Origin of the sequence: Citrobacter sp. KTE151, from assembly GCF_000398845.1 — a bacterium.
Classification (GTDB): domain Bacteria; phylum Pseudomonadota; class Gammaproteobacteria; order Enterobacterales; family Enterobacteriaceae; genus Citrobacter; species Citrobacter braakii.
On sequence record NZ_KB976066.1, the window covers coordinates 152,148 to 176,431 of the forward strand.

Sequence of the window (24,284 nt, forward strand, 5' to 3'; positions counted from 1 at the left end):
ACGTGCTGAACAGCCGCCAGTCTGAGAGAAAAAGGATGTTTCATTTTGAACCTCCGGAGTCTGAACTGTTTGTCCAGGATCCGGGGTTCAGTACATATCAGGCCCCCTTGTCCATTCAGAAAATGTTAACCGCCCAGATACGCGCTGCGCACTGCTTCGTTAGCCAGTAACGCATCACCGGTGTCTTCCAGCACCACATGACCGTTTTCCAGCACGTAGCCGCGATCGGCGAGCTTCAGCGCCTGGTTAGCGTTCTGTTCGACGAGGAAGATTGTCATCCCCTGCTCGCGCAGTTGTTCGATGGTGTTGAAGATCTGCTGGATGATAATCGGCGCCAGACCCAGCGACGGTTCATCAAGCAGCAGCAGCCGCGGCTGACTCATCAGCGCACGGCCTATCGCCAGCATCTGCTGTTCACCGCCGGACATCGTGCCCGCACGCTGAATTCGACGTTCATGCAGGCGGGGAAACAGGTCATACACCCACTTGATGCGTTCCTGAAACTGGTCCTTTTCGGCAAAGAAACCGCCCATCGCCAGGTTCTCTTCCACCGTCATGCGGGAAAACACGCGACGCCCTTCCGGAACAATCGCTACCGCTTCGCGCATGATTTTCGCCGTCTGCCAGTCGGTAATGTCTTTACCATCAAAGACAATTCGCCCACTTGTCGCACGCGGATCGCCGCACAGCGTACCAAGCAGCGTGGTTTTTCCCGCGCCGTTGGCGCCGATAAGCGTCACGATTTCACCTTGATTGATATACAAGCTGACGTCGTGCAGCGCCTGTATCTTGCCGTAGTGGGCGCTGACTTTGTCAAAGGACAACATGACTTTTTCCATATTATGCGTCACCACCATTATGCTTCACCTAAATAGGCGCGGATCACATCCGGGTTGTTACGAATCTGTTCCGGCGTCCCGTTCGCCAGCGGCGTGCCCTGATTCACCACGTAAATACGGTCGGAAATACCCATCACCAGCTTCATGTCGTGCTCAATCAACAAAATGGTGGTGTTGTGATGGTTACGCAGTTCAGCAATCAGCTCGTCCAGCTCTTTGGTCTCTTTCGGGTTGAGGCCTGCGGCGGGTTCGTCGAGCATCAGGATTTCCGGCTGGGTCACCATGCAACGTGCAATCTCCAGACGGCGCTGGTCGCCGTAGGCCAGGTTACTGGCCTGACGGTTGGCGTGCTCCAGCAAACCAATACGCTCCAGCCAGGTGGCGGCGCGATCCAACGCTTCACTCTGCGCGCGACGGAACGACGGGGTTTTCAACAGGCCGGAGAAGACGCCGGTTTTCAGCTGCTGATGTTGCGCCACCAGCAGGTTTTCAATCACCGTCATCTCGCGAAACAGACGCACGTGCTGGAAAGTACGCACCACACCCATCCGCGCAATTTGCTGACCCGGCAGCCCTTCCAGATGCTGGTCGCGCAGCTTAATCGTCCCACCCGTCGGCTTATAAAAACCGGTCAGGCAGTTAAAGACCGTGGTTTTTCCCGCGCCGTTAGGCCCGATTAACGAGACGATCTCCTGTGGTCTCAGCTCCAGTTCAACGTTGTTTACCGCCAGCAGACCGCCGAAGCGCATCATCAGGCCGTTGACGGATAATAATGGCTGACTCATGCCTGCTCTCCTTTTGCTTCCCCGTTTTTCAGCTTCAACTGCGGACGGGTCATCGGCAACAAGCCCTGCGGACGCCAGATCATCATCAGTACCATTAAACCACCCAGCATTAACATGCTGTATTCATTGAAATCACGCATCAGCTCGCGTGACACCACCAACAGGATGGCCGCGAGGATCACTGCAAACTGTGAGCCCATTCCGCCCAGTACCACAATCGCCAGCACAAAGGCCGACTCGGCAAAGGTGAAGGATTCCGGGCTGACAAAACCCTGACGCGCGGCAAACAACGTACCGGCAAAACCGGCAAACGCGGCGCTGATGGTAAAGGCGGTCAGCTTGATGCGCGTAGGGTTTAAGCCCAACGAGCGACAAGCTATTTCATCTTCGCGCAGCGCTTCCCACGCGCGACCCAACGGCATACGCAGCAGACGGTTGATGACAAACAGCGAGAAGACCACCAGCAGCAGCGCCACCAGATAGAGGAAAATCACGCGGTCAGAGGGATCGTACTTCACGTTAAAGAAGTTGCTGAAGGTATCCCAGCCACCTTCACGGGCAGTACGGCTGAACTCCAGACCGAAAAAGGTCGGTTTCGGGATCTGACTGATACCGTTCGGGCCACCGGTCACTTCGGTGTTGTTGAGCAGCAGGATACGGACGATTTCGCCGAAGCCTAAAGTCACAATCGCCAGATAGTCACCACGCAGGCGCAGTACCGGGAAGCCGAGCATAAAGCCCGCAGCAGCGGAAACCAGCCCCGCCAGCGGCAGACAGGTCCAGAAGCCGAGTCCGTAATAGTGGTTCAGCAGCGCGAAGGTGTAAGCTCCGATGGCATAGAAGCCGCCGTAACCCAGCACCAGCAGACCGGAAAGTCCCACCACCACGTTTAAGCCGAGGCCGAGGATGATATAAATCATCGTCAGCGTGGCAATATCAACCGTACCGCGCGACACCATAAACGGCCACGCCACGGCAATCACCAGTAGCGCGACCAGGAACAGCTTCTGTTTAACGGTGGACCCATCAATCGCCGGCAGAATAAACTTCGGTCCGGACACGCTCTTCAGGCCCTTCTGGAAAGCTGGACGCAACAGTTGGAAGAGAAAGACCACGCCAGTGCCGATAAACACCCACTGCCAGCGGATATCCGCGGCGGTATCCACCACCAGTTTGGTGCCGTCAAGCTCCAACTGGACGCCCATAAAGACGCCCGCCAGGATGAAGAACATAGCGGCAGAGAGCAGCGCCATTGCAAAATGCATCGGTTTCATACTTTCTCTACCTCCGGGCGACCCAGAATACCGGTCGGCATCACCAGTAGCACCAGAATCAGCAGCGCGAATGAAACCACGTCTTTGTATTCGGTACTCAGATAAGCAGAGGAGAGCGCTTCCGCGACACCCAGAATCAGGCCGCCGATCATCGCCCCAGGAATGCTGCCGATGCCGCCCAGTACCGCCGCGGTAAAGGCTTTCATCCCGGCCATAAAGCCGATATAGGGGTTAATTACGCCGTAGAACTGGCCGAGCAGTACGCCCGCTACCGCCGCCATTGCCGCGCCAATCACAAAGGTCAGCGCAATCACGCGATCGGTATTTATGCCGAGCAGGCTGGCCATTTTCAGGTCTTCCGCGCAGGCACGGCAGGCACGGCCCATACGGGAGTAACGGATAAACAGCGTCAGCGCCAGCATCGCCAGGAAGGTTACAATCCAGATAACCAACTGCATGGTGGTGATGGAAGCAGAGAAGTTTTCGCTACTGCCGACGGTCCACTGGCCGTTAAACAGGCTGGGCAGCGCCACATCGCGCGAACCTTCCGTCAGGCTGACGTAGTTTTGCAGGAAGATGGACATCCCGATAGCGGAAATCAGCGCGATCAGGCGCTTAGAGCTGCGCACGGGCCGATACGCTACGCGTTCAATGCTCCAGCCGTAGGCGCTGGCAATCACAATCGCGCCGACAAAGCCCGCCGCGACCAGTAGCCAGCTGGAATCAATACCCATCATCATTAGCGCAGCGATGATCATAAAGGAGACATAGCTGCCGATCATATACACCTCGCCGTGGGCGAAGTTGATCATGCCGATAATGCCGTACACCATCGTGTAACCGATAGCGATCAGCGCGTAGGTGCTTCCCAGCGTGACGCCGTTAAACATCTGCTGCAAGAAATAGAGGAACTGCTCGGACATAAGGTAACCTTTCTTAACCCGCCCGTTTTGCACGGGCGGTGGGATAACTCGTCTTCAGCTATTACTTCGCGACGGTCGATGATCCGTCCGCGTGCCACTGGAAGACACCAAACTCAAATCCCTTCAAATCGCCTTTTTCGTCCCATTTCAGCGGCCCAATCACGGTGTCAGCCCCGTGTGCTTTCAGATCTTTCACCAGCTCCAACGGCTCTTTGCTACCGCTGCGATCCATTGCTGTCGCCAGTGACTGGACGGCTGCATAAGTGATCCACACGTACGGCCCGGTTGGATCTTTCTTGTCAGCTTTGAGCGCATCGACGATAGCTTTATTCGCCGGATCCTGGTCATAGCGTTTTGGCATGGTCACCAGCATGCCTTCAGCGGCATCACCGGCAATGTTAGACAGCGACGCATTGCCCACGCCCTCAGGCCCCATAAACTGGGTATTCAGCCCGACGGAGCGTGCCTGGCGCAGCATTTGTCCCATTTCCGGGTAGTAGCCGCCGTAATAAACAAAATCGATATTTTCTTTTTTCAGGCGGGCGATCAGCGCAGAAAAATCTTTTTCCCCGGCAGTGATCCCGTCAAAGAAGACGATATTGGCTTTGCCCGCTTTCAGGCTCTCCTGCACTGAACGCGCCAGGCCTTCACCGTATTGCTGTTTATCGTGAATGATGGCGATGCGTTGCGGCTTCACCTTCTCCAGAATGTATTTCGCGGCGGTCGGCCCCTGAGAGGAGTCCAGGCCCGCTGTACGCATAATGTGTGCGTAACCGCGCTGGGTCAGTTCCGGGTTGGTCGCGCCCGGGGAAATCATCAGAATGCCTTCATCTTCATAGATATCTGATGCGGGCTGCGTGGAAGATGAGCACAGATGACCAATAACGTACTGAATGCCGTCATTGACGATTTTGTTCGCTACCGCAACGGCCTGTTTCGGATCGCAGGCGTCGTCATATTCGACGGCAACCAGTTTGTCGCCTTTGACCCCGCCTTTGGCATTGATATCTTTAATGGCCTGACGTGCGCCATTAAATTCCATATCACCCCACTGCGCGACCGGACCTGACATCGCCCCGACAACAGCGACCTTGATATCCTCCGCCATGACCGCGTGTGACATTGCCAGTGCTATCACCCCTGCGATGATTGTTTTCGCATTCCGTTTCATTTTCCTGAATCCCCATTCGTGATGATGTATATATTTTGTATTTATGTGGTTAAAAAGCAGACTGTGCTTTTTTTGAACTGTACTATTTTTACCAGTCTCGTTAATGGTTTAGCGCAGTTTTTTAAGCAAATTACGGCTAAAATCTCTATTTTTCAGTCGATTAAGAAAAGATAATATTCTGCTTTTCACTATAGATAAACAAAAAAAAGTGCATTTGTCAGCATAAAATAACGGCACAAAGAGCGGAATAAAATGCTGCATTCCAGGGTATTATCCTGCCTGTTTTTCAATCTCTACTGTTTCAATCTGTCATTGTCGTTGTTACAAAACTATTAACCTGGTTAATCGCATTAAAAAGAGAAAGCATCCGGGCGAATTATTTCGGTACACTGATTCCATCTTTTGTGATTTGGACATGCTGTTAATGAAGCTGACCATCGTTCGTTTAGATAACTTTAGCGACCAGGACCTGATTGATCTGGGCAAAATCTGGCCGGAATATTCCGCCTCATCATTAAGCGTAGATGAAACGCACCGGATCTACGCCGCACGCTTTAACGAGCGTCTGTTAGGCGCCGTGCGGGTAACCCTGAGCGGCACACAAGGCGCACTGGATTCATTGCGCGTGCGCGATATCACCCGCCGTCGCGGCGTCGGGCAGTATTTGATCGAAGAAGTGATCCGGGAAAACCCTGACGTGAGTTCGTGGTGGATGGCCGACGTCGGCGTTGAAGACCGCAGCGTGATGGCCGCATTTATGCAGGTGTTAGGATTTACGGCCCAGGAGAATGGCTGGGAGAAACGGTAGAAAACCGCCCCCAACCAATTGTATTACGAGTATTTTCCCAAGAATTTTGTGTTGCAGGCAGGCGGCAAGTTATAAAATCCCCGGAGCTTACATAAGTAAGTGACCGGGGTTGAATAACGCAGCCAACACACCTGCGGCACGAAAGGCGCCGGGAAAATCACTTGGCGTCTGTCGCCGTCCCGTTTGCATGCCAGTCAAACACGCCGAATTCGAAGCCTTTCAGGTCGCCCTTCGCATCCCATGACAGCGGCCCCATCACGGTTTCCACTGAGTTTGCTTTCAGATACTTGGCAATTTCAGCCGGATCGTCAGACTGGTTCAGACCGGCCTGCAAAGATTGCAGCGCGGCGTAGGTGGTCCATACGAATGCGCCGCTCGGATCCTGTTTCTTAGCTTTGATAGCATCTACGATGGGTTTGTTCGCTGGAACCTGGTCGTAGTTCTTCGGTTTCGTTACCAGTAAGCCTTCTGCAGATTCACCGGCGATGTTAGACAGCGACACGTTCGCTACACCTTCTGGCCCCATAAACTGGGTTTTCAGACCCGCGGCGCGTGCCTGGCGCAGGATTTGCCCCATTTCCGGGTGGTAACCGCCGTAGTAAACGAAATCGATATTCTCTTTCTTCAAACGCGCTACCAGCGTAGAGAAATCTTTTTCCCCGGCGGTGATCCCGTCAAAGAACACCACGTTGACGTTACCCTTTTTCAGACCATCCTGCACCGCGCGGGCCAGACCTTCACCGTACTGCTGCTTATCATGAATAATCGCGATGCGCTGCGGCTTCACTTTTTCAACGATATATTTGGCGGCCGTTGGGCCCTGATCGGAATCCAGACCCGTGGTACGCATTACCAGGCTATAGCCGCGCGCGGTCAGCTCCGGTGCCGTTGCCGCTGGAGTGATCATCAGAATGCCTTCGTCTTCATAGATGTCTGACGCAGGCTGAGTGGAAGAAGAGCACAGGTGACCGATTACGTATTTAATCCCGTCGTTGACCACTTTGTTCGCAACCGCTACCGCTTGTTTCGGGTCACAGGCATCGTCATATTTCACCATGACCAGTTTGTCACCTTTCACGCCGCCCTTGGCGTTGATATCCGCAATTGCCTGCTCTGCGCCGGTAAATTCCTGATCGCCATATTGTGCTACCGGGCCAGACATCGCCCCGACGACGGCAACTTTAATATCCTTAGCAAACGCCATATTGCTCAAAGACAGGGCGATACATCCTGCCAATAACGCTTTACCCTTCATATTCATCCTGACAATCCCCATTATTGTGGTTATTACGTGTGTTGTGATGTTGTTGTTCAGCACTTTATTTCGATTATTGGATAGCCACCCGTGCTTTAGCAGCATACTCTGCTAAAACATACCCGATTTTTATTATTTTGGAATAGCTAAATTTGACATGCAGATAACAACCTGATGACAAATAGCATAAACGTCAGAGGAGAGGGAGAGATAAAAACAAAAAACCCCGGATTTTCATCCAGGGTTTATCAGCATTTCCAGGTCGGCGGAAGATTACGCTTCGATCGCCGCACGCAGTTTTTTCATGGCGTTCTTTTCAAGCTGACGAACACGTTCAGCAGAGACGCCGTAGCGATCGGCCAGTTCCTGCAACGTCGACTTGTTGTCTTCGTCCAGCCAACGGGCGCGAATGATGTCCTGGCTACGCTCGTCCAGACCCTCCATTGCGTGGGTCAGTTTGTTCGCGGCCTGATCTTCCCAGTTATCTTCTTCAATGCCGTCGGCAAAGTTAGATGATTTATCCTGCAGATACAGAACCGGTGCCATCGGCTGGCTGTCAGACTCGTCGTCTGAAGACATGTCAAACGTCATGTCCTGCGCCGCCATACGGGATTCCATTTCGCGCACGTCTTTGCTGGAAACACCCAGCTCACGAGCAACCATTTCAACTTCGTCCTGATTGAACCAGCCCAGACGCTGCTTGGTTTTACGCAGGTTAAAGAACAGCTTACGCTGCGCTTTGGTGGTCGCGACTTTTACGATACGCCAGTTACGCAGAACGTATTCGTGGATCTCTGCTTTGATCCAGTGCACGGCGAAAGAAACCAGGCGCACACCCACTTCCGGGTTGAAACGGCGCACGGCTTTCATCAGGCCGATATTGCCTTCCTGAATCAGATCCGCCTGCGGCAGGCCATAGCCCGCATAATTACGAGCAACATGAACAACAAAGCGCAGGTGAGACAGGATCAGCGTTTTAGCTGCTTCCAGATCGCCCTGGTAATGCAGCTTTTCAGCCAGTGCCCGCTCCTCGTCAGCCGACAACATCGGCCACGCGTTCGCAGCCCGGATGTAAGATTCCAGGTTACCAACAGGGGCTAAAGCTAAATTTTGCATTTCTTTGGTCATTCAAATCCTCTCAATCTTTTCATCTGACGCGTTGGCTAAAACTAATAGCAACAACCATGCCAGAGCTTATGAGCAACGAGAATATCATTCAATCTTTTATCAGACAGTGATTTTATCCACAAGTTCCATGTCGTAATGTGTATAGATTACGCACAAAATGTGACATCACAATGAATACGCCGGGAAGAGATAACAGGGACTCTTTCCCTGCAGAGCGAACTACTCAGTGCAGGGAAAGATTATACCAGAGATTTTTTAATCGGGGGTAAAGTGGCGTAAATGTTGAACCGTGGCAAGCCAGGCTGCCACCCAGCCAATCATCGAGCACACCAGCAGCAATAACAGGCATTCATCGAATGATAAGCCGTTGATATCAAACTTAGTTCCAAAAACCTGCGCCACCTCAGTAACCGCTGACGACAGGCGCATCACCAAAATTTCTGACAAAATCAGTGAAAGAAATGCGCCGGAAAAACCGAGCAGCGCACCGCCGTAGAGGAACGGACGCAGGATAAACCCATCCGTCGCGCCAATCAGTTTCTGCACGTTAATGGTATCGCGACGCGCAAAAATACTCAGGCGCACACTGTTACCGATGACGAGGAAGACCGCCGCTACCATCAGCACGCCAATCATCGCGGAGACGCGTCCGACAAGGCCCGTCAGAGCCGCCAGACGGGCAAACCAGCTGTCATCCATGCGCACTTCATCAATACCGTTGATTTGTGCGATACGGTCGCGCAGCGTGTTCAGCGACTCCGTGCCCTGGAAGTCCAGTTTCGGGATAACTACCGCCACGGCCGGTAGCGGGTTCTCTTCCAGCATATCCAGCGCGCCGCCAAAGCCGGACCAGTTACGGAATTCGCCCAGCGCGTCATCGCGGGAAAGGTAATTCACTTTCTCCACGCCCTGCTCGGCCTGCAACTGACCAACCACCCGCGCTGCTGCATCATCATCCAGCGTTTTTTGCAGGTAAACGGTGATCTGCGGAGAAGGATAATACTGGCTTGCCGCATGGTCGACGTTCTTATAAACCATGTAGCATACGCTTGGCAGCGTCAGGGAGATGGCAATAACCATCACCGTCAGGAACGTCGCCAGCGGCTTGCTTTTCAGGTCCTGTAACGCGCCCTGGAACGCGTAGCGTACCTGCTCGTTAAAGACATTGGTTTTACGCGAGTTCGGCTTTGGCGCGGCTTTCGCCCGCTTTGGCGCGTTACGACCGCCATCTCCCGGCGCGCCGCCCGATTTACGGAAGCGATCCAGTCGGCCACCGAACTGTTTGATTTGATTAATAGCGTCACGTCTATTCATGGGCCAGGCCTCCATGCAGATGTCCATCGCTCAGAACCATTTGGCGATAGGAGCGACGGGAGATCAGGCCAATATCGTGCGTGGCCATTAATACCGTGACCCCGACGCGGTTAAACTCTTCAAACAGGCGAAGGATCCCTTCCGACAACGCGTCATCCAGGTTCCCTGTAGGTTCATCCGCCAGCAATACCGCAGGTTTGTTCACTACCGCACGGGCGATGCCCACGCGCTGTTGTTCACCGCCGGAGAGCTGAATAGGGAAGTTTTTCGCTTTGTCCAACAGTCCGACCTTATCCAGCGCCGCTGACACGCGACGACGAATATCGTCCCCGCTGGCGCCCGCGATGATCAGCGGGATTGCCACGTTGTCAAACACGGTTCTGTCCATCAACAGGTGGTGATCCTGAAAAATCATGCCAATCTGACGACGCAGAAACGGCACTTCACGGTTTTTCAAACGGCTGATGTCATGCCCGCTGAAGTAGATTTTCCCGGCGCTGGGCCGTTCAATTCCACAAATCAGCTTCAGCAGGGTACTTTTCCCCGCACCGGAGTGGCCGGTCAGAAATGCCATCTCGCCAGGCTGCATATGGAAGGTAACTCCCTGCAGCGCTTGTCTCCCACCGAGATAGGCCTTACTGACATGTTCAAAGCGAATCATTGTTAATCCTCTCGGGCAAAAAGTGCCTCTATAAAATCGTCCGCCTTAAACGGACGTAAATCCTCGATACGTTCGCCCACACCAATATAGCGGATAGGGATGCCAAACTGATCGGCAACCGAGAAGATGACCCCGCCCTTCGCTGTACCGTCCAGCTTAGTCAGGGTGATACCGGTTAAGCCCACCGCTTCATTGAACAGTTTGGCCTGGCTTATCGCATTCTGCCCGGTACTGGCGTCGATAGTCAGCATAACTTCATGCGGCGCATCCTCGTCGAGCTTCTTCATGACGCGAACGATTTTTTTCAATTCTTCCATCAGGTGCGATTTGTTCTGCAAACGCCCTGCGGTATCAGCGATCAGCACATCTACATTACGCGCCTTCGCCGCCTGGATAGCATCAAAGATGACGGACGCGGAATCCGCGCCGGTATGCTGAGCAATCACCGGGATGTTGTTACGCTGACCCCAGACCTGCAGCTGCTCTACCGCCGCCGCACGGAAGGTATCGCCCGCCGCCAGCATCACCGATTTACCCTGCTGCTCAAACTGACGCGCCAGCTTTCCGATAGTGGTGGTTTTACCCACGCCGTTGACGCCAACCATTAAGATAACAAACGGCGTCTTGCCATCAACATTCAGCGGTTCTTCCACCTTCGCCAGAATCTCGCCCATCTCTTCTTTCAGCAGGCCGTACAGCGCTTCCGCGTCTTTGAGCTGCTTACGGCTGGCACCTTCCGTCAGATTCGCAATAATCTTGCGGGTCGTTTCTACGCCCACGTCGGCGATCAGCAGTTGTTCTTCCAGCTCTTCAAACAGATCATCGTCGATCTTTTTACCACGGAACAGACTGATAAATCCGGAACCAAGGTTTTCTTTTGTTTTCAGGAGGCTGCGTTTCAGACGCGCAAAGAAACCTTCTTTCGTTGGTTTTTCCTGCTCCTGGACTCCCTCTTCTTCTGTCAGTGCTTCTACGGCAGGTTCTTCTACCGGCACCACCATCACGGCTTCTTCGGCAGCCTCAGCAGCCAGCGCCTGCGCTTCCAGCTCTTCATCAGTCAGGTGCGGTTCGTTTTCGGCTTCCTCTTCAACCGCCTCAACGATTTCCACGGTTTCCGCTTCGGCCTGCCACTCTTCGGCAGAAACCTCTTCGGTTTTCACCTCTTCCGGCAGTGGCAATTCTTCGCGTTCGATAACCGTCGCCGCTGGCGTTTCCACAACAGGTTCAGCAGCGGGTTCAGCAACCAGCTCAATCTCCGGCTGCGATTGTTCGGCAACAGGTTCAGCTTCCGGCTGCAGTTTTTCTATTTCCGCAACCTGTTCAGTCACTTCAACAACTTCAGCTGCAAAAGCTTCCGTTTCCGCCTCGCTACGGGTTTCCTCGGCGCGCGGCTGTTCGTCAACGACGGTAGTTTCTTCAGCAACCGGTTGTTGTTCTTCGTTTTTTAATTCTGTCTCGTTTTCCGGTGCCTGCTCTTTTTGACCAAAGCCCAGCCAGGAAAAAAAGCCACGTTTTTTCTCTTTCGCCATTTGCGACTACACTCCCCCGCTGTTGCTTCATGGCACAGCGTCAACGCTATGTACATAGCAGCTAAAAAAATGATGAAATAGTCTATCACTTATACCCAATGAATTTCGAGTTACGTCAAGGCGGCAAGCGCACGAATCCCGATGAGCTTACTTTTAGTAAGTGATTCGGGTGAGTAAGTGCAGCCAACGAAGAGGTAACTTGAAAGGCGACGGGTTAACTTAACTCACATCACCGCCTGGAATGACACGTCAGCAGCGGATTGAGCAATAATTGAAATGAAAAAACCGAATCACTCTGGTAGCGGCCAGATCCGCATTATTGGCGGTCAATGGCGTGGCCGTAAACTCCCGGTTCCGAATAGTCCCGGTCTGCGCCCAACCACCGACCGCGTACGCGAAACCTTATTTAACTGGCTGGCCCCGGTAATGGTCGATGCTCACTGCCTGGACTGCTTCGCCGGCAGCGGCGCGCTGGGGCTGGAAGCCCTCTCTCGCTATGCGGCAAATGCGACGCTTCTGGAAATGGATCGCGCGGTATCACAGCAGCTACAAAACAATCTCGCCACGCTGAAAGCCCCCCATGCCCGGGTCGTCAACACCAATACCCTGACATTTTTGGCCCAGACGGGTACGCCGCATAACGTGGTGTTTGTTGACCCGCCGTTTCGCAAAGGATTACTGGAAGAAACATTAACTCTTCTGGAAACTCATGGCTGGCTGGCAAATGAAGCGTATATTTACGTTGAAAGCGAAGTAGAAAACGGTTTGCCGCCGGTTCCGGTGAACTGGTCGCTGTACCGCGAAAAAGTCGCCGGACAGGTCGCCTATCGCCTTTACCAACGTGAAGCACGAGGAGAACACGATGCTGATTAACCTGGGACGCCTGCTGATGTTGTGCGTCTGGGCATTTTTACTACTCAATATTTTCCAACCCTTTCCACGCCCGCTTAACATCTTCGTTAACGTCGCACTGATTTTTATGGTGCTGATGCATGGCATGCAACTGGCGCTGTTAAAAAGCACCATGCCTAAAGATGGCCCGCAGATGACCCGCGGAGAGAAAATCCGTATTTTTCTGTTCGGCGTCTTTGAGTTACTGGTTTGGCAGAAGAAGATTAAAGATCAGTTGAAAAAGTAACTGTGATCTTTTCGCCCGGCGGCGCTTAGTAGGCCGGGGCGACAAAATCTCCAGGCCGGACAAAGCGTAAGCCGCCATCCGGCATCAGTCAGATGAAACCTTAGCGTTCACTGTAAAATCAACAAAACGCGAACCTTTATAACTCAGCGTTCCCTTATCCCCGACCGTTAACGCATGGTACTGCTGGGCATCCAGACGAAACGTCTGCTCGAAGCCGCCACTTTGTGGCTTAAAACTGACTTCATAGCGCATGCTGGTCCCCGCCGGGCTCACTTCCTGCTGGCGGGATCGCCGATCGTTAAGCGGTTTTTCCCGTTTGTTACTCACCACCACCTGCTTTTGCACTAACGGCGCAGTATCATTATCGGCTTTTTCACGCCGCTGCTGAACGAAGCGAAACGACGCAGCAACAACGATTAATACAATGATAACAATGAAGAAAAGTGGTGGTTTGCTCATATTATTAACCCATCAGAAAATGCGGAAATAAGCATACATTGCCTGTTATGGTGTTGTCATCTGGCAGTGTCGACCTCTACACTGAACAGTAGAGCCGTGAGCACCCCGCTTACGAAAAAATAACGAATTCAAGGAACTAAGATGCTTTGGTCGTTTATCGCTGTCTGCCTTTCCGCATGGTTGTTCGTGGATGCTTCCTATCGTGGGCCCGCCTGGCAACGCTGGGTCTTTAAACCCCTAACCTTACTCCTGCTGGCGCTGCTGGCCTGGCAGGCGCCAATGTTTAATGCTGTCAGCTATCTGGTGCTGGCTGGCCTGCTTGCCTCGCTGCTGGGCGATGCGCTGACGCTGTTACCGCGCCAACGCCTTTTGTATGCCGTGGGGGCATTCTTCCTGTCGCATCTGCTGTATACCATTTACTTCGCCAGCCAAATGACGCTGTCGTTCTTCTGGCCTTTGCCGTTGGTGCTGGTGGTGCTGGGGGCGTTGCTGATTGCCGTGATCTGGACGCGACTGGAAGAACTACGCATCGCTATCTGTACCTTTATTGGTATCACGCTGATGATGGTCTGGATGGCTGGTGAGCTGTGGTTCTTCCGCCCGACCGCTCCGGCGCTGTCGGCTTTTATGGGCGCATCACTCCTGTTCATCGGCAACATTGTCTGGCTGGGTAGCCATTACCGTCGCCGCTTCCGCGCCGATAACGCAATTGCTGCCGCCTGCTACTTCGCCGGACATTTCCTGATTGTTCGTTCGTTGTATCTTTAAAACGCTTGACTCTGGAGTCGACTCCAGAGTGTATCCTCCGGTTAATATGAAATGATTATCAACCGGAGGATGCCATGTCGACACCCGATTCCAGTGGCAAAAAAGCCCCACAATTTTCTTCTTTCAAGCTAGCGCCTGCGCCACAAAAGGCTGACGACTGCTGCTGCGAAGGAAGTTGCTCCACCCCACCACCCGTATCCGGTACCGTAATGGGTACCCGCTACTCCTGGAAAGTGGCAGGCATGGACTGTGCAGCCTGCGCCCGAAAAGTGGAGAATGCGGTCCGCCAGGTCAACGGCGTCAACCAGGTCCAGGTTCTGTTCGCCACCGAAAAACTGGTAGTCGACGCGGGTTCCGATATCCGCCTGCAAGTTGAAAGCGCAGTGCAAAAGGCAGGCTATACCCTGCGCGATGAGCAAGCGCCAGACGCCGCCCCCGAGTCGCGGTTTAAAGAGAACCTGCCGCTGATTTCGCTGATTATCATGATGGCGATTAGCTGGGGGCTGGAGCAGTTCAATCACCCCTTTGGCCAGATAGCATTTATCGCCACCACGCTGGTAGGTCTGTATCCCATTGCCCGTCAGGCCCTGCGTCTGATGAAAACCGGCAGCTACTTTGCCATTGAAACGTTGATGAGCGTGGCCGCCATTGGCGCACTGTTTATCGGCGCGACGGCCGAAGCCGCCATGGTGCTGCTGCTGTTTTTAATTGGCGAACGCCTGGAAGGATGGGCCGCCAGCCGCGCCCGTAAAGGGGTCAGCGCACTGATGGCGCTCAAGCCCGAAACCGCCACGCGCCTGCGTAACGGCGAGCGCGAAGAGGTTGCTATCAATACTCTCCAGCCAGGCGATGTTATCGAGGTTGCCGCGGGTGGGCGTTTACCTGCCGATGGCAAGCTGGTCTCCGGATTTGCCAGCTTTGATGAAAGCGCCCTGACCGGCGAATCGATACCGGTTGAGCGCGCCACCGGCGAGAAAGTCCCGGCGGGCGCCACCAGCGTGGACCGTCTGGTAACGCTGGAAGTACTCTCCGAACCGGGTGCCAGCGCCATTGACCGTATTCTGAAATTGATTGAAGAAGCGGAAGAACGCCGCGCCCCCATTGAGCGCTTTATTGACCGTTTCAGCCGGATTTACACCCCAGCCATTATGGCGGTTGCGTTGTTGGTCACCCTTGTACCACCGCTGCTGTTTGCCGCATCCTGGCAGGAGTGGATTTATAAAGGGCTGACGCTGCTGCTGATTGGCTGCCCATGTGCGCTGGTGATTTCCACACCCGCCGCCATTACCTCTGGCCTTGCCGCCGCGGCGCGTCGTGGCGCGTTAATCAAAGGCGGGGCCGCGCTGGAGCAGTTGGGTAGGGTAACGCAGGTCGCGTTTGATAAAACCGGCACCCTGACCATCGGTAAACCGCGCGTCACGGCGATTCACCCGGCAAGCGGTATTGGCGAGGCAGAACTGCTGGCGCTGGCGGCAGCAGTAGAGCAAGGCGCGACGCACCCGCTGGCGCTGGCGATTGTTCGGGAAGCCCAAACGCGCGAACTGACTATCCCTGTCGCAAAAGATCAGCGGGCGCTGGTTGGCTCTGGCATTGAAGCACTGGTCAACGGCGAACGCGTGCTGATTTGCGCCGCCGGTAAGCAGCCTGCCGATGCTTTTGCCGGGCAGATAAGCGAGCTGGAAAGCGCGGGTCAAACGGTGGTGCTGGTGCTGCGTAACGATGCCGTTCTTGGCGTGCTGGCCTTACAGGACACGCTGCGCGACGACGCCCGTAGCGCCATCAGCGAGCTTAATCAGATTGGTGTGAAAGGGGTGATCCTGACGGGTGATAACCCGCGAGCGGCAGCAGCTATTGCCAGTGAATTGGGTCTCGAATTCAAAGCGGGTCTATTACCGGAAGATAAAGTACGGGCCGTTACCCATCTTAACCAACAGTCGCCGCTGGCGATGGTCGGCGACGGCATCAACGATGCTCCGGCAATGAAAGCAGCCACCATTGGCATTGCGATGGGAAGCGGGACCGATGTCGCGCTGGAAACCGCCGATGCCGCCCTGACCCACAACCGCCTGCGTGGTCTGGTGCAAATGATTCAGTTAGCCCGCGCCACCCACGCCAATATTCGCCAGAACATTGCGATTGCGCTAGGCCTGAAGGGGATTTTTCTCGTCACCACGCTGCTCGGGATAACCGGACTGTGGCTGGCGGTGCTGGCAGATACGGGGGCGACGGTACTGGTGACCGCTAACGCGCTGCGGTTACTACGTAAAGGATAATGAGTCTGTGCCGGACGGCTGTTGCATTAGCGCCATCCGGCTAAGATTACTGGCCTTTGCGCACCAGATAGCGGTACGGCAGAGAGTCGGTCTCTTTTGCCACCAGCTCATGCTCCATAAAGGTACAGAAGCCGGGAATGTCACGGGTTGTCGCCGGATCGTCGGCGACAATCAGCAGCGTTTCACCCGCCTGCATGCCGCGCACGGTTTTACGCACCATCATTACGGGTTCCGGGCAGCGCAGCCCCTGGGCATCAAGAGTATGGTCGGGAGAGGTAAACAGATCGCTCATCGTAGTCTCGTTCATTCAAAAACGGCGTTATTTTACGCTCTGTTGTGGCGTAAGCCAATCAGGTTAACGATTGCGTGAAAAACAACCATTGCAATGTGCTCTTAAAGCAGTATCATGCGACGGTTTTTTATTGGGTTCCCTCACCCCATCCAACAAAAAGGTCACAATATGACTCCGTTTACACAATCTCAACGCGTAAAAGCGTTGTTTTGGCTATCGCTATTTCATCTGCTGGTGATCACCTCCAGCAACTATCTGGTGCAGCTACCGATCTCCATTTTTGGTTTCCATACCACATGGGGCGCTTTCAGCTTTCCGTTTATTTTCCTCGCGACCGATCTGACCGTGCGTATTTTTGGCGCTCCGTTGGCACGACGTATCATCTTTGCGGTAATGATCCCCGCGCTGCTGATCTCCTATGTCGTTTCATCACTGTTCTATATGGGATCGTGGCAGGGATTCGGCGCACTGCTGCACTTTAATTTGTTTGTCGCCCGTATCGCCGCCGCCAGCTTTATGGCTTACGCGCTGGGTCAAATTCTGGATGTGCATGTCTTTAACCGCCTGCGTCAGAACCGTCGCTGGTGGCTGGCGCCAACGGCTTCCACGCTGTTTGGCAACATCAGCGATACGTTAGCCTTCTTCTTTATCGCTTTCTGGCGCAGCCCAGATGCCTTTATGGCCGAGCACTGGATGGAAATCGCGCTGGTCGACTACTGCTTCAAAGTGCTGATCAGCATTATTTTCTTCCTGCCGATGTACGGCGTGCTGCTGAATATGTTACTGAAAAGGCTGGCAGATAAATCCGAAATCGCTGCATTGCAGACGAGTTAAAGGTTCATTTTCCGAGTTGTGATAAGATGGACGAATGAGCCGTTATGGCCGTTTATCGAAAGGAAGAAGTCAATGCGCAATCTGGTTAAATATGTCGGTATTGGCCTGCTGGTTATGGGGCTTGCGGCCTGTGATAATAGCGATACAAAAGCGCCAGCAGAGGGTGCTGCCGCAGAAAGTAGCGCCACTGGACAACCGGTCAGCTTGCTGGACGGTAAACTCAGTTTTTCCCTGCCAGCGGATATGACCGATCAGAGCGGCAAACTGGGCACCCAGGCGAACAATATGCACGTTTATTCTGACGCAACCGGCCAGAAAGCGGTGATTGTGATTGTTGGCGACAATACCAACGAAGACCTGGCTGTGCTGGCAAAACGCCTGGAAGATCAGCAGCGTAGCCGCGACCCGCAGTTGCAGGTCGTCACCAATAAATCTATTGAGCTGAAAGGCCACACGCTGCAGCAGTTAGACAGCATCATCTCGGCCAAAGGCCAGACCGCTTACTCTTCCGTGGTGTTGGGTAAAGTCGATAACCAACTGCTGACTCTGCAAATCACGCTGCCTGCTGACGATCAGCAAAAAGCGCAGACTACCGCAGAAAACATCATTAACACGCTGGTTATCCAGTAACGGTTAAGACGATGACTCGGCCTCCGGTGACACCACCTGAGGCCGTTTTTTTAATCGCCAGGTCAGCAATAACGCCACCGCCACCAGCCCTGCCGCCGCCAGATAGATAACCGGCACGCCCGCCCACGTCATAACCAGCCCGGCCAGCGGCCCCGTAACTCCCAGTGATAAATCCATAAACACCGTATACGTCGCCAGCGCAGCGCCCTGATTTTGCTGCGGGACGGCTTTTACCGCCACCACGCCCAGCGCCGGGAATACCAGCGAGAACCCTGCACCGGCCAGCAGGACGCCGCTTTTCGCCATCCACGGCATGGAAGCCATCCCGACCAGCAGCAGCCCAACAATCTCGACGCTAAAGCAGATCATCGCCACATTTAGTCCACCTAAACGGTTGATACCATTTGGGAATAACAGGCGGGTCCCCACAAACGTGCAGCTAAAAAGCGTCAGCGCGAAAGCGGCGCCGTCCCAGCCTTTGGCATCATAAAACAGGGTAATGAAAGTAGCGATCACGCCAAATCCGGCTGAGGCCAGGGCCAGCGCCATGCCGTACAACCAGACACGCCCAAGCACCGCGCGAAACGGCAATGGTTTGCCTTTGCTGGCCTTCACCGCCGGACGAGGGAGCGCCAGCAGTATTGCCAACAGCGCCACGCCCATCACGGTCAGCGCCAGTCCCTGTAAGCCACCCCAGGCATAAAACAGAACGCCCAGCGGAGCGCCTATCGCCATCGCGCCATAGGTCACGATGCCGTTCCACGAAATCACCCGTCCGATGTGCATTGAACCAACGACCCCAACCCCCCACAGCGTAGAGCCAGTCCCGGCAAAGCTTTGCCCGATCCCTAGAATCACGCGCCCCAGGCATAACAGCAGCAGGCTGGCCAACGGCCAGCCATTCGCGAAGCCCGCCAGGAAGTAGCCCAGACCACTTAAAAAACAGCCACACAGTCCGAATACCACAATCTTCTTTGGCCCCAGCAGGTCGGCATAGCGACCGGCATGTGGACGGCTCAGCAGCGTAGCGAAATATTGCAGGCTGATGACCAGCCCTGCCCAAAAAGCACTAAATCCCATCACATCATGGACATAGCCTGGCAATACAGCGAGCGGCAGACCAATGGTCAGGTAGCTGGCGAAGTTAAACATCACCACAGAGACAATACGCAGATTAAGGCGTAAACCGCTAAGCGTCGGTTCAGCGACGGGTTCGGGCATGGAGGATCACCACGTTTTCACAACAGTGTTTCATTTCTACCATGTTGCCGGGCAGAAATCAGTAGTCAGTTTAGGAATATCAGTCGCAAGCCAGCCGCTACACTTAATGCAAAAACGCAAACAGGAAGACGACATGACAACCGCCCAGCCCGATAAAACGGGCTTGCACATTCTGCTCAAACTGGCCGCTCTGGTGGTGATCCTCGCGGGTATTCATGCCGCGGCGGATATCATCGTACAGCTTCTGCTGGCCCTTTTTTTTGCCATTGTATTGAATCCGCTGGTCACCTGGTTTATTCGCCGGGGTGTACGTCGGCCGGTCGCGATAACGTTAGTCGTGGTGGTGATGCTGATCGTTCTTACGGCGTTAATCGGTGTTCTGGCGTCATCCATTACTGAATTCATGGCCATGCTGCCAAAATACAACAAGGAGCTGACGCGCAAGGTTCTGTATCTGCAAGAGATGGTACCTTTTCTGAATCTGCATATGTCCCCGGAGCGCATGCTGCAACGTATGGACTCCGACAAGCTGATGACCTTCACAACCACGCTGATGACAAGTCTTTCCGGTGCCATGGCCAGCGTCGTTCTGCTGGTGATGACGGTGGTCTTTATGTTGTTTGAGGTGCGTCATGTCCCCTATAAGCTGCGCTTTGCGCTGAACAATCCCCAAATCCATATTGCGGGGCTGCATCGGGCGCTGAAAGGTGTTTCTCACTATCTGGCGCTGAAAACGTTGCTCAGCTTATGGACCGGTGCCATCGTCTGGCTGGGACTGGCGCTAATGGGGATTCAGTTTGCTCTGATGTGGGGTGTGCTGGCATTCCTGCTAAACTACGTGCCCAACATTGGCTCGGTCATTTCCGCCGTTCCACCCATGATCCAGGCACTGCTGTTCAACGGCGTTTACGAATGTGTGCTGGTTGGGGCGCTGTTTCTGGTGGTGCATATGGTAATTGGCAACATCCTCGAGCCCCGCATGATGGGGCACCGGCTGGGATTATCGACGCTAATCGTCTTTCTCTCTCTGTTGGTGTGGGGATGGCTGCTTGGTCCGGTAGGTATGCTGCTCTCCGTGCCGTTAACCAGCGTGTGTAAAATCTGGATGGAAACCACCACAGGCGGTAGCAAACTGGCAATTTTGCTGGGACCCGGCAGGCCCAAAAGTCGGCTACCCTGAAAACTACCAACCGAGGTAGTTATTATATTTCCATATTGACGTTAAAATGACGTCAACACAGCTATATACAGTGGCTTATCTTAAATAAAGAGTGAAAAGGAATTCATTCTTTTATAAAGGAAACATATAATCCATATGCATTATTCTTTGCCAAAACACATAAAAATAACGAACACCTCCAAAGCATTTAACTTAAACTATCCACTTAGATTTAAAGGTTATTTTATTTGATACGTTTTCTCTAAAAATCTATACTTCTCGCCGATGATGACGCTGAAAAATTTCTGTTGAAGAAAGTCATAGAATATTATCATCCGGTTATCTCATTGCCTCGCTATCAACAGAGTGAAATAAAACGCTAATTTAGTTTAAATAAAATTGCAGGTGATAAGGGTGCATCATGATTCCGGAGCTTATAAGTTAACATGTATAAACGGTACTTTGAGAGGGAGTTTTAATGAAAAAGTATATTAAGTGGTTTGCAGCCATTGCCGTTGTCGGTGCACTAGCGGGTTGTGCACGTACTGCGCCGATTGATCAAGTTCACACCAGTGTGAGCGCGGGACATACTCAGGACCAGGTTAAAACCGCGATCCTGAAAGCCGGTATTCAACGCCAATGGGTCATGTCCGAAGCCGGACCAGGTATTATTAAAGCTCGCCAACAAACCCGCGATCATGTGGCTGAAGTCCGTATCACTTATACCGCCACCAGCTATGACATCAAATATGACAGCAGCCTCAACCTGCAGGCTTCTGGTGGAAAGATTCACAAAAACTACAACCGCTGGGTACGCAATCTGGATAAAGACATCCAGCTTAATCTGTCAGCCGGCGCCAATCTGTAATTACGCCTAAAGTCGGGCCGAAAAGGCCCGATACTCTTACTATCTGCCATTAAACAGGTTGTCCCCACATGTACGAACAGGATTCGCTTAGCGCACTGGATGCCATTACTGAAGCACAACGTATCGCCTTTGCCCCTATGCTATTTCAAACCGCGTTGTGTCTGCGAAATGCTGGAGTACTCACCTGGCTGGACAAGCAAGGTAAACGCGGCGCCACGCTCGACGAGATTACCGCAAACAGCACCATCAACGAATATGCCGCCAGCATCCTGTTGGATATGGGGTTAAGTGGGCGCATCATTACCCACAAAGAGGGATATTATTACCTCGCTAAAGTCGGTCATTTTCTTTTACATGACACGATGACGCGTGTGAATATGGACTTCACCCAGGATGTTTGTTATCAGGGGCTGTTCTATCTGGAAAATGCACTTAAAGAAGGAAAACCCGTAGGGTTAAAAACTTTTGGCGACTGGTCAACAATCTATCCTGCACTATCACAATTACCGCTGGCTGCGCGTGAAAGTTGGTTTGCTTTCGATCATTACTATTCAGATGGAGCATTTGATGCCGCATTGCCATATGTATTCGCCAGCGCCCCTGCAACCCTGTACGATGTCGGCGGAAATACCGGGAAATGGGCATTACGTTGTTGTCAACATGATGACAATATTACTGTCACCCTATTAGATTTGCCGCAACAAATTGCACTTGCCCGCGAAAATATAGAAAATGCAGGATTATCTCATCGCATAAATTTCCATGCTGTGGATATGCTTAGCGACTCGCCTTTACCTGCCGGCGCTGATATCTGGTGGATGAGTCAATTTCTGGACTGTTTTTCTCCGGAACAAATTATCGCTATGCTGCGCAACGTTGCTCGGGTGATGAAACCGGGCGCGAAGCTGTTCATTATGGAACTGTTTTGGGATGCCCAAAAATTTGAAGCGGCCTCATTTAGCCTGAATGCGTCTTCGCTTTATTTTACCTGTATGGCGAATGGCAACAGCCGTTTCTACAGCGTAGAGAGGTTTTATCACTATCTGAATCTGGCAGGTTTTCAGGTAGATGAACGCCACGACAACTTAGGTGTTGGGCATACTTTATTGATATGTCAGAAGAAAAAATAAGAAACAATCGGAACAACCGATTTACCGCGGATACGCGTTGATGAAATTTGCTTTCAACATTATAGACTGGCAGGCCAGGGCGCCAGGGTTAAGCGAAACAGAACAGTGGCATGAATGGTCACGGCTTTCGCACGCCATCGATCCCACTGCGCCATTGGTTAAGCTCAACGAGTTACCGATGATGACGGCTCGCCGCCTCAGTTCCGGCAGCAAACTGGCCGTCGATTGTGGGCTGGCGATGCTACGCCGCCATGATATCAATGCTGTTTTGTATACAAGCCGCCATGGTGAACTGGAGCGTAACTACAGGATCCTGCACGCCCTGGCGACTGGGCAGGCACTCTCACCAACCGATTTTGCCCTCTCTGTACATAACTCTGCTGTGGGTAACCTGACGATCGCTGCGAAAAAACCGATTGCCTCCTCCTCGCTTTCTGCTGGCAGGGATACGTTCCAGCAAGGGCTATGTGAAGTCATCGGGCTGTTGCAGGCGGGATATCAGCGCGTATTGATGGTCGATTTCGACGGTTTTCTGCCCGAGTTTTATCACCCACAGTTACCACCTGACATGCCAACATGGCCGTTTGCCGTCGCGCTGGTCATTGAATCCGGTGATAGCTGGCAATGTGAAACCCGTCCGCACTGCGGGCGGGGTGAGACAACGTTGCCGCAAAGCCTATTGTTTTTACAACATTACTTGCAAGATACCAAGGCGTTTACCCTGTCTGGCGAACGCGTACAATGGCAGTGGAGTCAGGGATGAACACGATGCTCCTGCGGCTTAACCGGGTATGGCGACTGGTGATGACCGGTCTTTGCTTTGCCCTGTTTGGCCTCGGCGGACTCCTTCTTTCTACGTTCTGGTTTAACGTCTTGCTGATCGCGATATGGGATAAAGCCCGACGTCGGCGTATCGCCAGACGCAGCATCGCCGCCAGTTTTCGCCTCTTTTTAACGGTGGCGAAACGGCTTGGTGTGTTGGACTACCAAATTGAAGGACGAGATATTTTACGCAATGAACAAGGATGCCTGGTCGTCGCCAACCACCCGACGCTCATCGATTACGTGCTACTGGCATCGGTAATGCCCGAAACCGACTGTCTGGTGAAAAGTGCACTACTAAAAAATCCGTTCCTCAGCGGCGTGGTCCGGGCGGCAGATTATCTGATTAACAGCCAAGCTGACGCGCTATTGCCCGCGTGCCAGCAACGTCTGGAACAAGGCGATACTATTTTAATTTTCCCCGAGGGAACCCGTACACGCCCCGGAGAGGAAATGACGTTACAGCGTGGTGCGGCGAATATCGCCGTGCGCTGCAGCAGTGATTTACGCATAGTGACCATTAAATGCAGCGAACAAATGCTGAACAAAGAAAGCCAATGGTACGACGTCCCATCGGTAAAACCCATGTTTACCATTTCAGTACACGAGCGGGTTAAGATCGACCAATTTTACGACGCAAATTCACAAGAACCGGCGCTGGCCGCAAGGCAGTTGAACCGGCATCTTTTGCTTCAATTACAACCAGGTACTTTACCTCTTTCAGGAATTAATGATGCAAGCGCTTTATCTTGAAATCAAAAATCTCATTATAACGACATTGAATCTCGACGAACTAACAGCTGACGATATTGAAACCGAAGCGGCACTCTTTGGCGATGGCTTAGGCCTGGACTCAATCGATGCCCTGGAGCTGGGTCTGGCGGTGAAAAACGAGTATGGCGTGGTCCTCTCAGCGGAGAGCGAAGAAATGCGTCAGCACTTCTTCTCCGTCGCCACGCTGGCATCTTTCATTCACGCGCAACGTGCCTGAGGATAGTCCGTT

General features: G+C 53.2%; 26 protein-coding genes. 13 read left to right on the forward strand and 13 right to left on the reverse strand.

Annotated features, from left to right (window positions below; genetic code table 11):
- Positions 1-125: 125 nt before the first annotated feature.
- From livF to livK, 5 genes are all read right to left on the reverse strand, one after another.
- Positions 126-839, reverse strand: a complete 714-nt coding sequence (gene livF, locus WC7_RS03615) for a high-affinity branched-chain amino acid ABC transporter ATP-binding protein LivF (protein WP_085951092.1) — start codon at positions 837-839, stop codon at positions 126-128.
- 17 nt (positions 840-856) lie between these two features.
- Positions 857-1,624 (reverse strand): high-affinity branched-chain amino acid ABC transporter ATP-binding protein LivG, encoded by a 768-nt coding sequence (gene livG / locus WC7_RS03610; RefSeq protein WP_003023438.1) that lies wholly within the window; start codon positions 1,622-1,624, stop codon positions 857-859.
- On the reverse strand, positions 1,621-2,898 hold the full coding sequence (gene livM, locus WC7_RS03605; protein ID WP_016154835.1) for a branched chain amino acid ABC transporter permease LivM: 1,278 nt from the start codon (positions 2,896-2,898) through the stop codon (positions 1,621-1,623). Before livM ends, livG begins: the two co-directional genes overlap by 4 nt.
- On the reverse strand, positions 2,895-3,821 hold the full coding sequence (gene livH, locus WC7_RS03600) for a high-affinity branched-chain amino acid ABC transporter permease LivH (RefSeq protein WP_003023435.1): 927 nt from the start codon (positions 3,819-3,821) through the stop codon (positions 2,895-2,897). The genes livM and livH overlap by 4 nt, the downstream gene beginning before the upstream one ends.
- A gap of 61 nt (positions 3,822-3,882) precedes the next feature.
- Positions 3,883-4,992: a high-affinity branched-chain amino acid ABC transporter substrate-binding protein LivK gene (livK, locus tag WC7_RS03595; RefSeq protein ID WP_016154836.1), complete on the reverse strand. Its 1,110-nt coding sequence runs from the start codon at positions 4,990-4,992 to the stop codon at positions 3,883-3,885.
- Between the two features lie 424 nt (positions 4,993-5,416).
- On the opposite strand from livK, the gene panM reads away from it, so the two are divergent.
- Positions 5,417-5,800 (forward strand): aspartate 1-decarboxylase autocleavage activator PanM, encoded by a 384-nt coding sequence (gene panM / locus WC7_RS03590; protein WP_016154837.1) that lies wholly within the window; start codon positions 5,417-5,419, stop codon positions 5,798-5,800.
- A 157-nt stretch (positions 5,801-5,957) separates the two neighbouring features.
- On the opposite strand, the gene livJ is transcribed toward panM, so the two are convergent.
- From livJ to ftsY, 5 genes are all read right to left on the reverse strand, one after another.
- Positions 5,958-7,061 (reverse strand): branched chain amino acid ABC transporter substrate-binding protein LivJ, encoded by a 1,104-nt coding sequence (livJ, locus tag WC7_RS03585; RefSeq protein WP_155849811.1) that lies wholly within the window; start codon positions 7,059-7,061, stop codon positions 5,958-5,960.
- Between the two features lie 267 nt (positions 7,062-7,328).
- Positions 7,329-8,183: an RNA polymerase sigma factor RpoH gene (gene rpoH, locus WC7_RS03580; protein WP_003023425.1), complete on the reverse strand. Its 855-nt coding sequence runs from the start codon at positions 8,181-8,183 to the stop codon at positions 7,329-7,331.
- A gap of 255 nt (positions 8,184-8,438) precedes the next feature.
- On the reverse strand, positions 8,439-9,497 hold the full coding sequence (ftsX, locus tag WC7_RS03575; protein WP_016154839.1) for a permease-like cell division protein FtsX: 1,059 nt from the start codon (positions 9,495-9,497) through the stop codon (positions 8,439-8,441).
- Positions 9,490-10,158: a cell division ATP-binding protein FtsE gene (gene ftsE, locus WC7_RS03570; RefSeq protein WP_003023420.1), complete on the reverse strand. Its 669-nt coding sequence runs from the start codon at positions 10,156-10,158 to the stop codon at positions 9,490-9,492. Before ftsE ends, ftsX begins: the two co-directional genes overlap by 8 nt.
- Before the next feature lie 2 nt (positions 10,159-10,160).
- The gene (ftsY, locus tag WC7_RS03565; RefSeq protein ID WP_016154840.1) at positions 10,161-11,687 is read right to left on the reverse strand and encodes a signal recognition particle-docking protein FtsY; all 1,527 of its coding nucleotides are present in this window, start codon (positions 11,685-11,687) and stop codon (positions 10,161-10,163) included.
- A 276-nt stretch (positions 11,688-11,963) separates the two neighbouring features.
- Here ftsY and rsmD point away from each other — a divergent pair, with 276 nt between their 5' ends.
- A complete protein-coding gene (rsmD, locus tag WC7_RS03560) occupies positions 11,964-12,560 on the forward strand; it encodes a 16S rRNA (guanine(966)-N(2))-methyltransferase (RefSeq protein WP_016154841.1) in 597 nt (198 codons plus the stop codon).
- Entirely contained in the window at positions 12,550-12,825 is a 276-nt protein-coding gene (locus WC7_RS03555) for a DUF1145 family protein (protein ID WP_016154842.1), read from the forward strand. The genes rsmD and WC7_RS03555 overlap by 11 nt, the downstream gene beginning before the upstream one ends.
- 84 nt (positions 12,826-12,909) lie before the next feature.
- Here the strand turns inward: WC7_RS03555 and WC7_RS03550 are convergent, their stop codons facing one another.
- A complete protein-coding gene (locus WC7_RS03550) occupies positions 12,910-13,284 on the reverse strand; it encodes a DUF2500 domain-containing protein (RefSeq protein ID WP_016154843.1) in 375 nt (124 codons plus the stop codon).
- 141 nt (positions 13,285-13,425) lie between these two features.
- Here WC7_RS03550 and WC7_RS03545 point away from each other — a divergent pair, with 141 nt between their 5' ends.
- Together WC7_RS03545 and zntA are read left to right on the forward strand one after the other, a co-directional pair.
- Positions 13,426-14,052 carry a lysoplasmalogenase gene (locus tag WC7_RS03545; RefSeq protein ID WP_016154844.1) on the forward strand — a complete coding sequence of 209 codons (627 nt, stop codon included), beginning with the start codon at positions 13,426-13,428 and terminating at the stop codon, positions 14,050-14,052.
- Between the two features lie 74 nt (positions 14,053-14,126).
- A complete protein-coding gene (gene zntA, locus WC7_RS03540) occupies positions 14,127-16,325 on the forward strand; it encodes a Zn(II)/Cd(II)/Pb(II) translocating P-type ATPase ZntA (protein ID WP_016154845.1) in 2,199 nt (732 codons plus the stop codon).
- Between the two features lie 46 nt (positions 16,326-16,371).
- Here zntA and tusA read toward each other — a convergent pair whose 3' ends face one another.
- Entirely contained in the window at positions 16,372-16,617 is a 246-nt protein-coding gene (tusA, locus tag WC7_RS03535) for a sulfurtransferase TusA (protein WP_003827551.1), read from the reverse strand.
- Positions 16,618-16,785: 168 nt separating this feature from the next.
- On the opposite strand from tusA, the gene WC7_RS03530 reads away from it, so the two are divergent.
- Together WC7_RS03530 and WC7_RS03525 are read left to right on the forward strand one after the other, a co-directional pair.
- A complete protein-coding gene (locus WC7_RS03530) occupies positions 16,786-17,451 on the forward strand; it encodes a 7-cyano-7-deazaguanine/7-aminomethyl-7-deazaguanine transporter (protein WP_016154846.1) in 666 nt (221 codons plus the stop codon).
- A gap of 72 nt (positions 17,452-17,523) precedes the next feature.
- Positions 17,524-18,081: a DcrB family lipoprotein gene (locus WC7_RS03525; protein WP_016154847.1), complete on the forward strand. Its 558-nt coding sequence runs from the start codon at positions 17,524-17,526 to the stop codon at positions 18,079-18,081.
- 3 nt (positions 18,082-18,084) lie between these two features.
- Here WC7_RS03525 and WC7_RS03520 read toward each other — a convergent pair whose 3' ends face one another.
- Complete coding sequence (locus WC7_RS03520; protein WP_016154848.1) at positions 18,085-19,302, reverse strand: MFS transporter; 1,218 nt, start codon at positions 19,300-19,302, stop codon at positions 18,085-18,087.
- A 133-nt stretch (positions 19,303-19,435) separates the two neighbouring features.
- Between WC7_RS03520 and WC7_RS03515 the strand changes: the two genes are divergently transcribed.
- The 6 genes from WC7_RS03515 (at position 19,436) to WC7_RS03490 (ending at position 24,272) form a co-directional block, all read left to right on the forward strand.
- The gene (locus WC7_RS03515; protein WP_016154849.1) at positions 19,436-20,482 is read left to right on the forward strand and encodes an AI-2E family transporter; all 1,047 of its coding nucleotides are present in this window, start codon (positions 19,436-19,438) and stop codon (positions 20,480-20,482) included.
- A 469-nt stretch (positions 20,483-20,951) separates the two neighbouring features.
- The gene (locus WC7_RS03510) at positions 20,952-21,329 is read left to right on the forward strand and encodes a hypothetical protein (protein WP_029139728.1); all 378 of its coding nucleotides are present in this window, start codon (positions 20,952-20,954) and stop codon (positions 21,327-21,329) included.
- A 68-nt stretch (positions 21,330-21,397) separates the two neighbouring features.
- On the forward strand, positions 21,398-22,459 hold the full coding sequence (locus WC7_RS03505; RefSeq protein ID WP_016154851.1) for a class I SAM-dependent methyltransferase: 1,062 nt from the start codon (positions 21,398-21,400) through the stop codon (positions 22,457-22,459).
- A gap of 40 nt (positions 22,460-22,499) precedes the next feature.
- Complete coding sequence (locus WC7_RS03500) at positions 22,500-23,222, forward strand: beta-ketoacyl synthase chain length factor (RefSeq protein WP_016154852.1); 723 nt, start codon at positions 22,500-22,502, stop codon at positions 23,220-23,222.
- Positions 23,201-24,034, forward strand: a complete 834-nt coding sequence (locus WC7_RS03495; RefSeq protein ID WP_085951091.1) for a lysophospholipid acyltransferase family protein — start codon at positions 23,201-23,203, stop codon at positions 24,032-24,034. The genes WC7_RS03500 and WC7_RS03495 overlap by 22 nt, the downstream gene beginning before the upstream one ends.
- Positions 24,015-24,272: a phosphopantetheine-binding protein gene (locus tag WC7_RS03490; protein WP_016154854.1), complete on the forward strand. Its 258-nt coding sequence runs from the start codon at positions 24,015-24,017 to the stop codon at positions 24,270-24,272. Before WC7_RS03495 ends, WC7_RS03490 begins: the two co-directional genes overlap by 20 nt.
- The last annotated feature ends 12 nt before the right edge of the window (positions 24,273-24,284 follow it).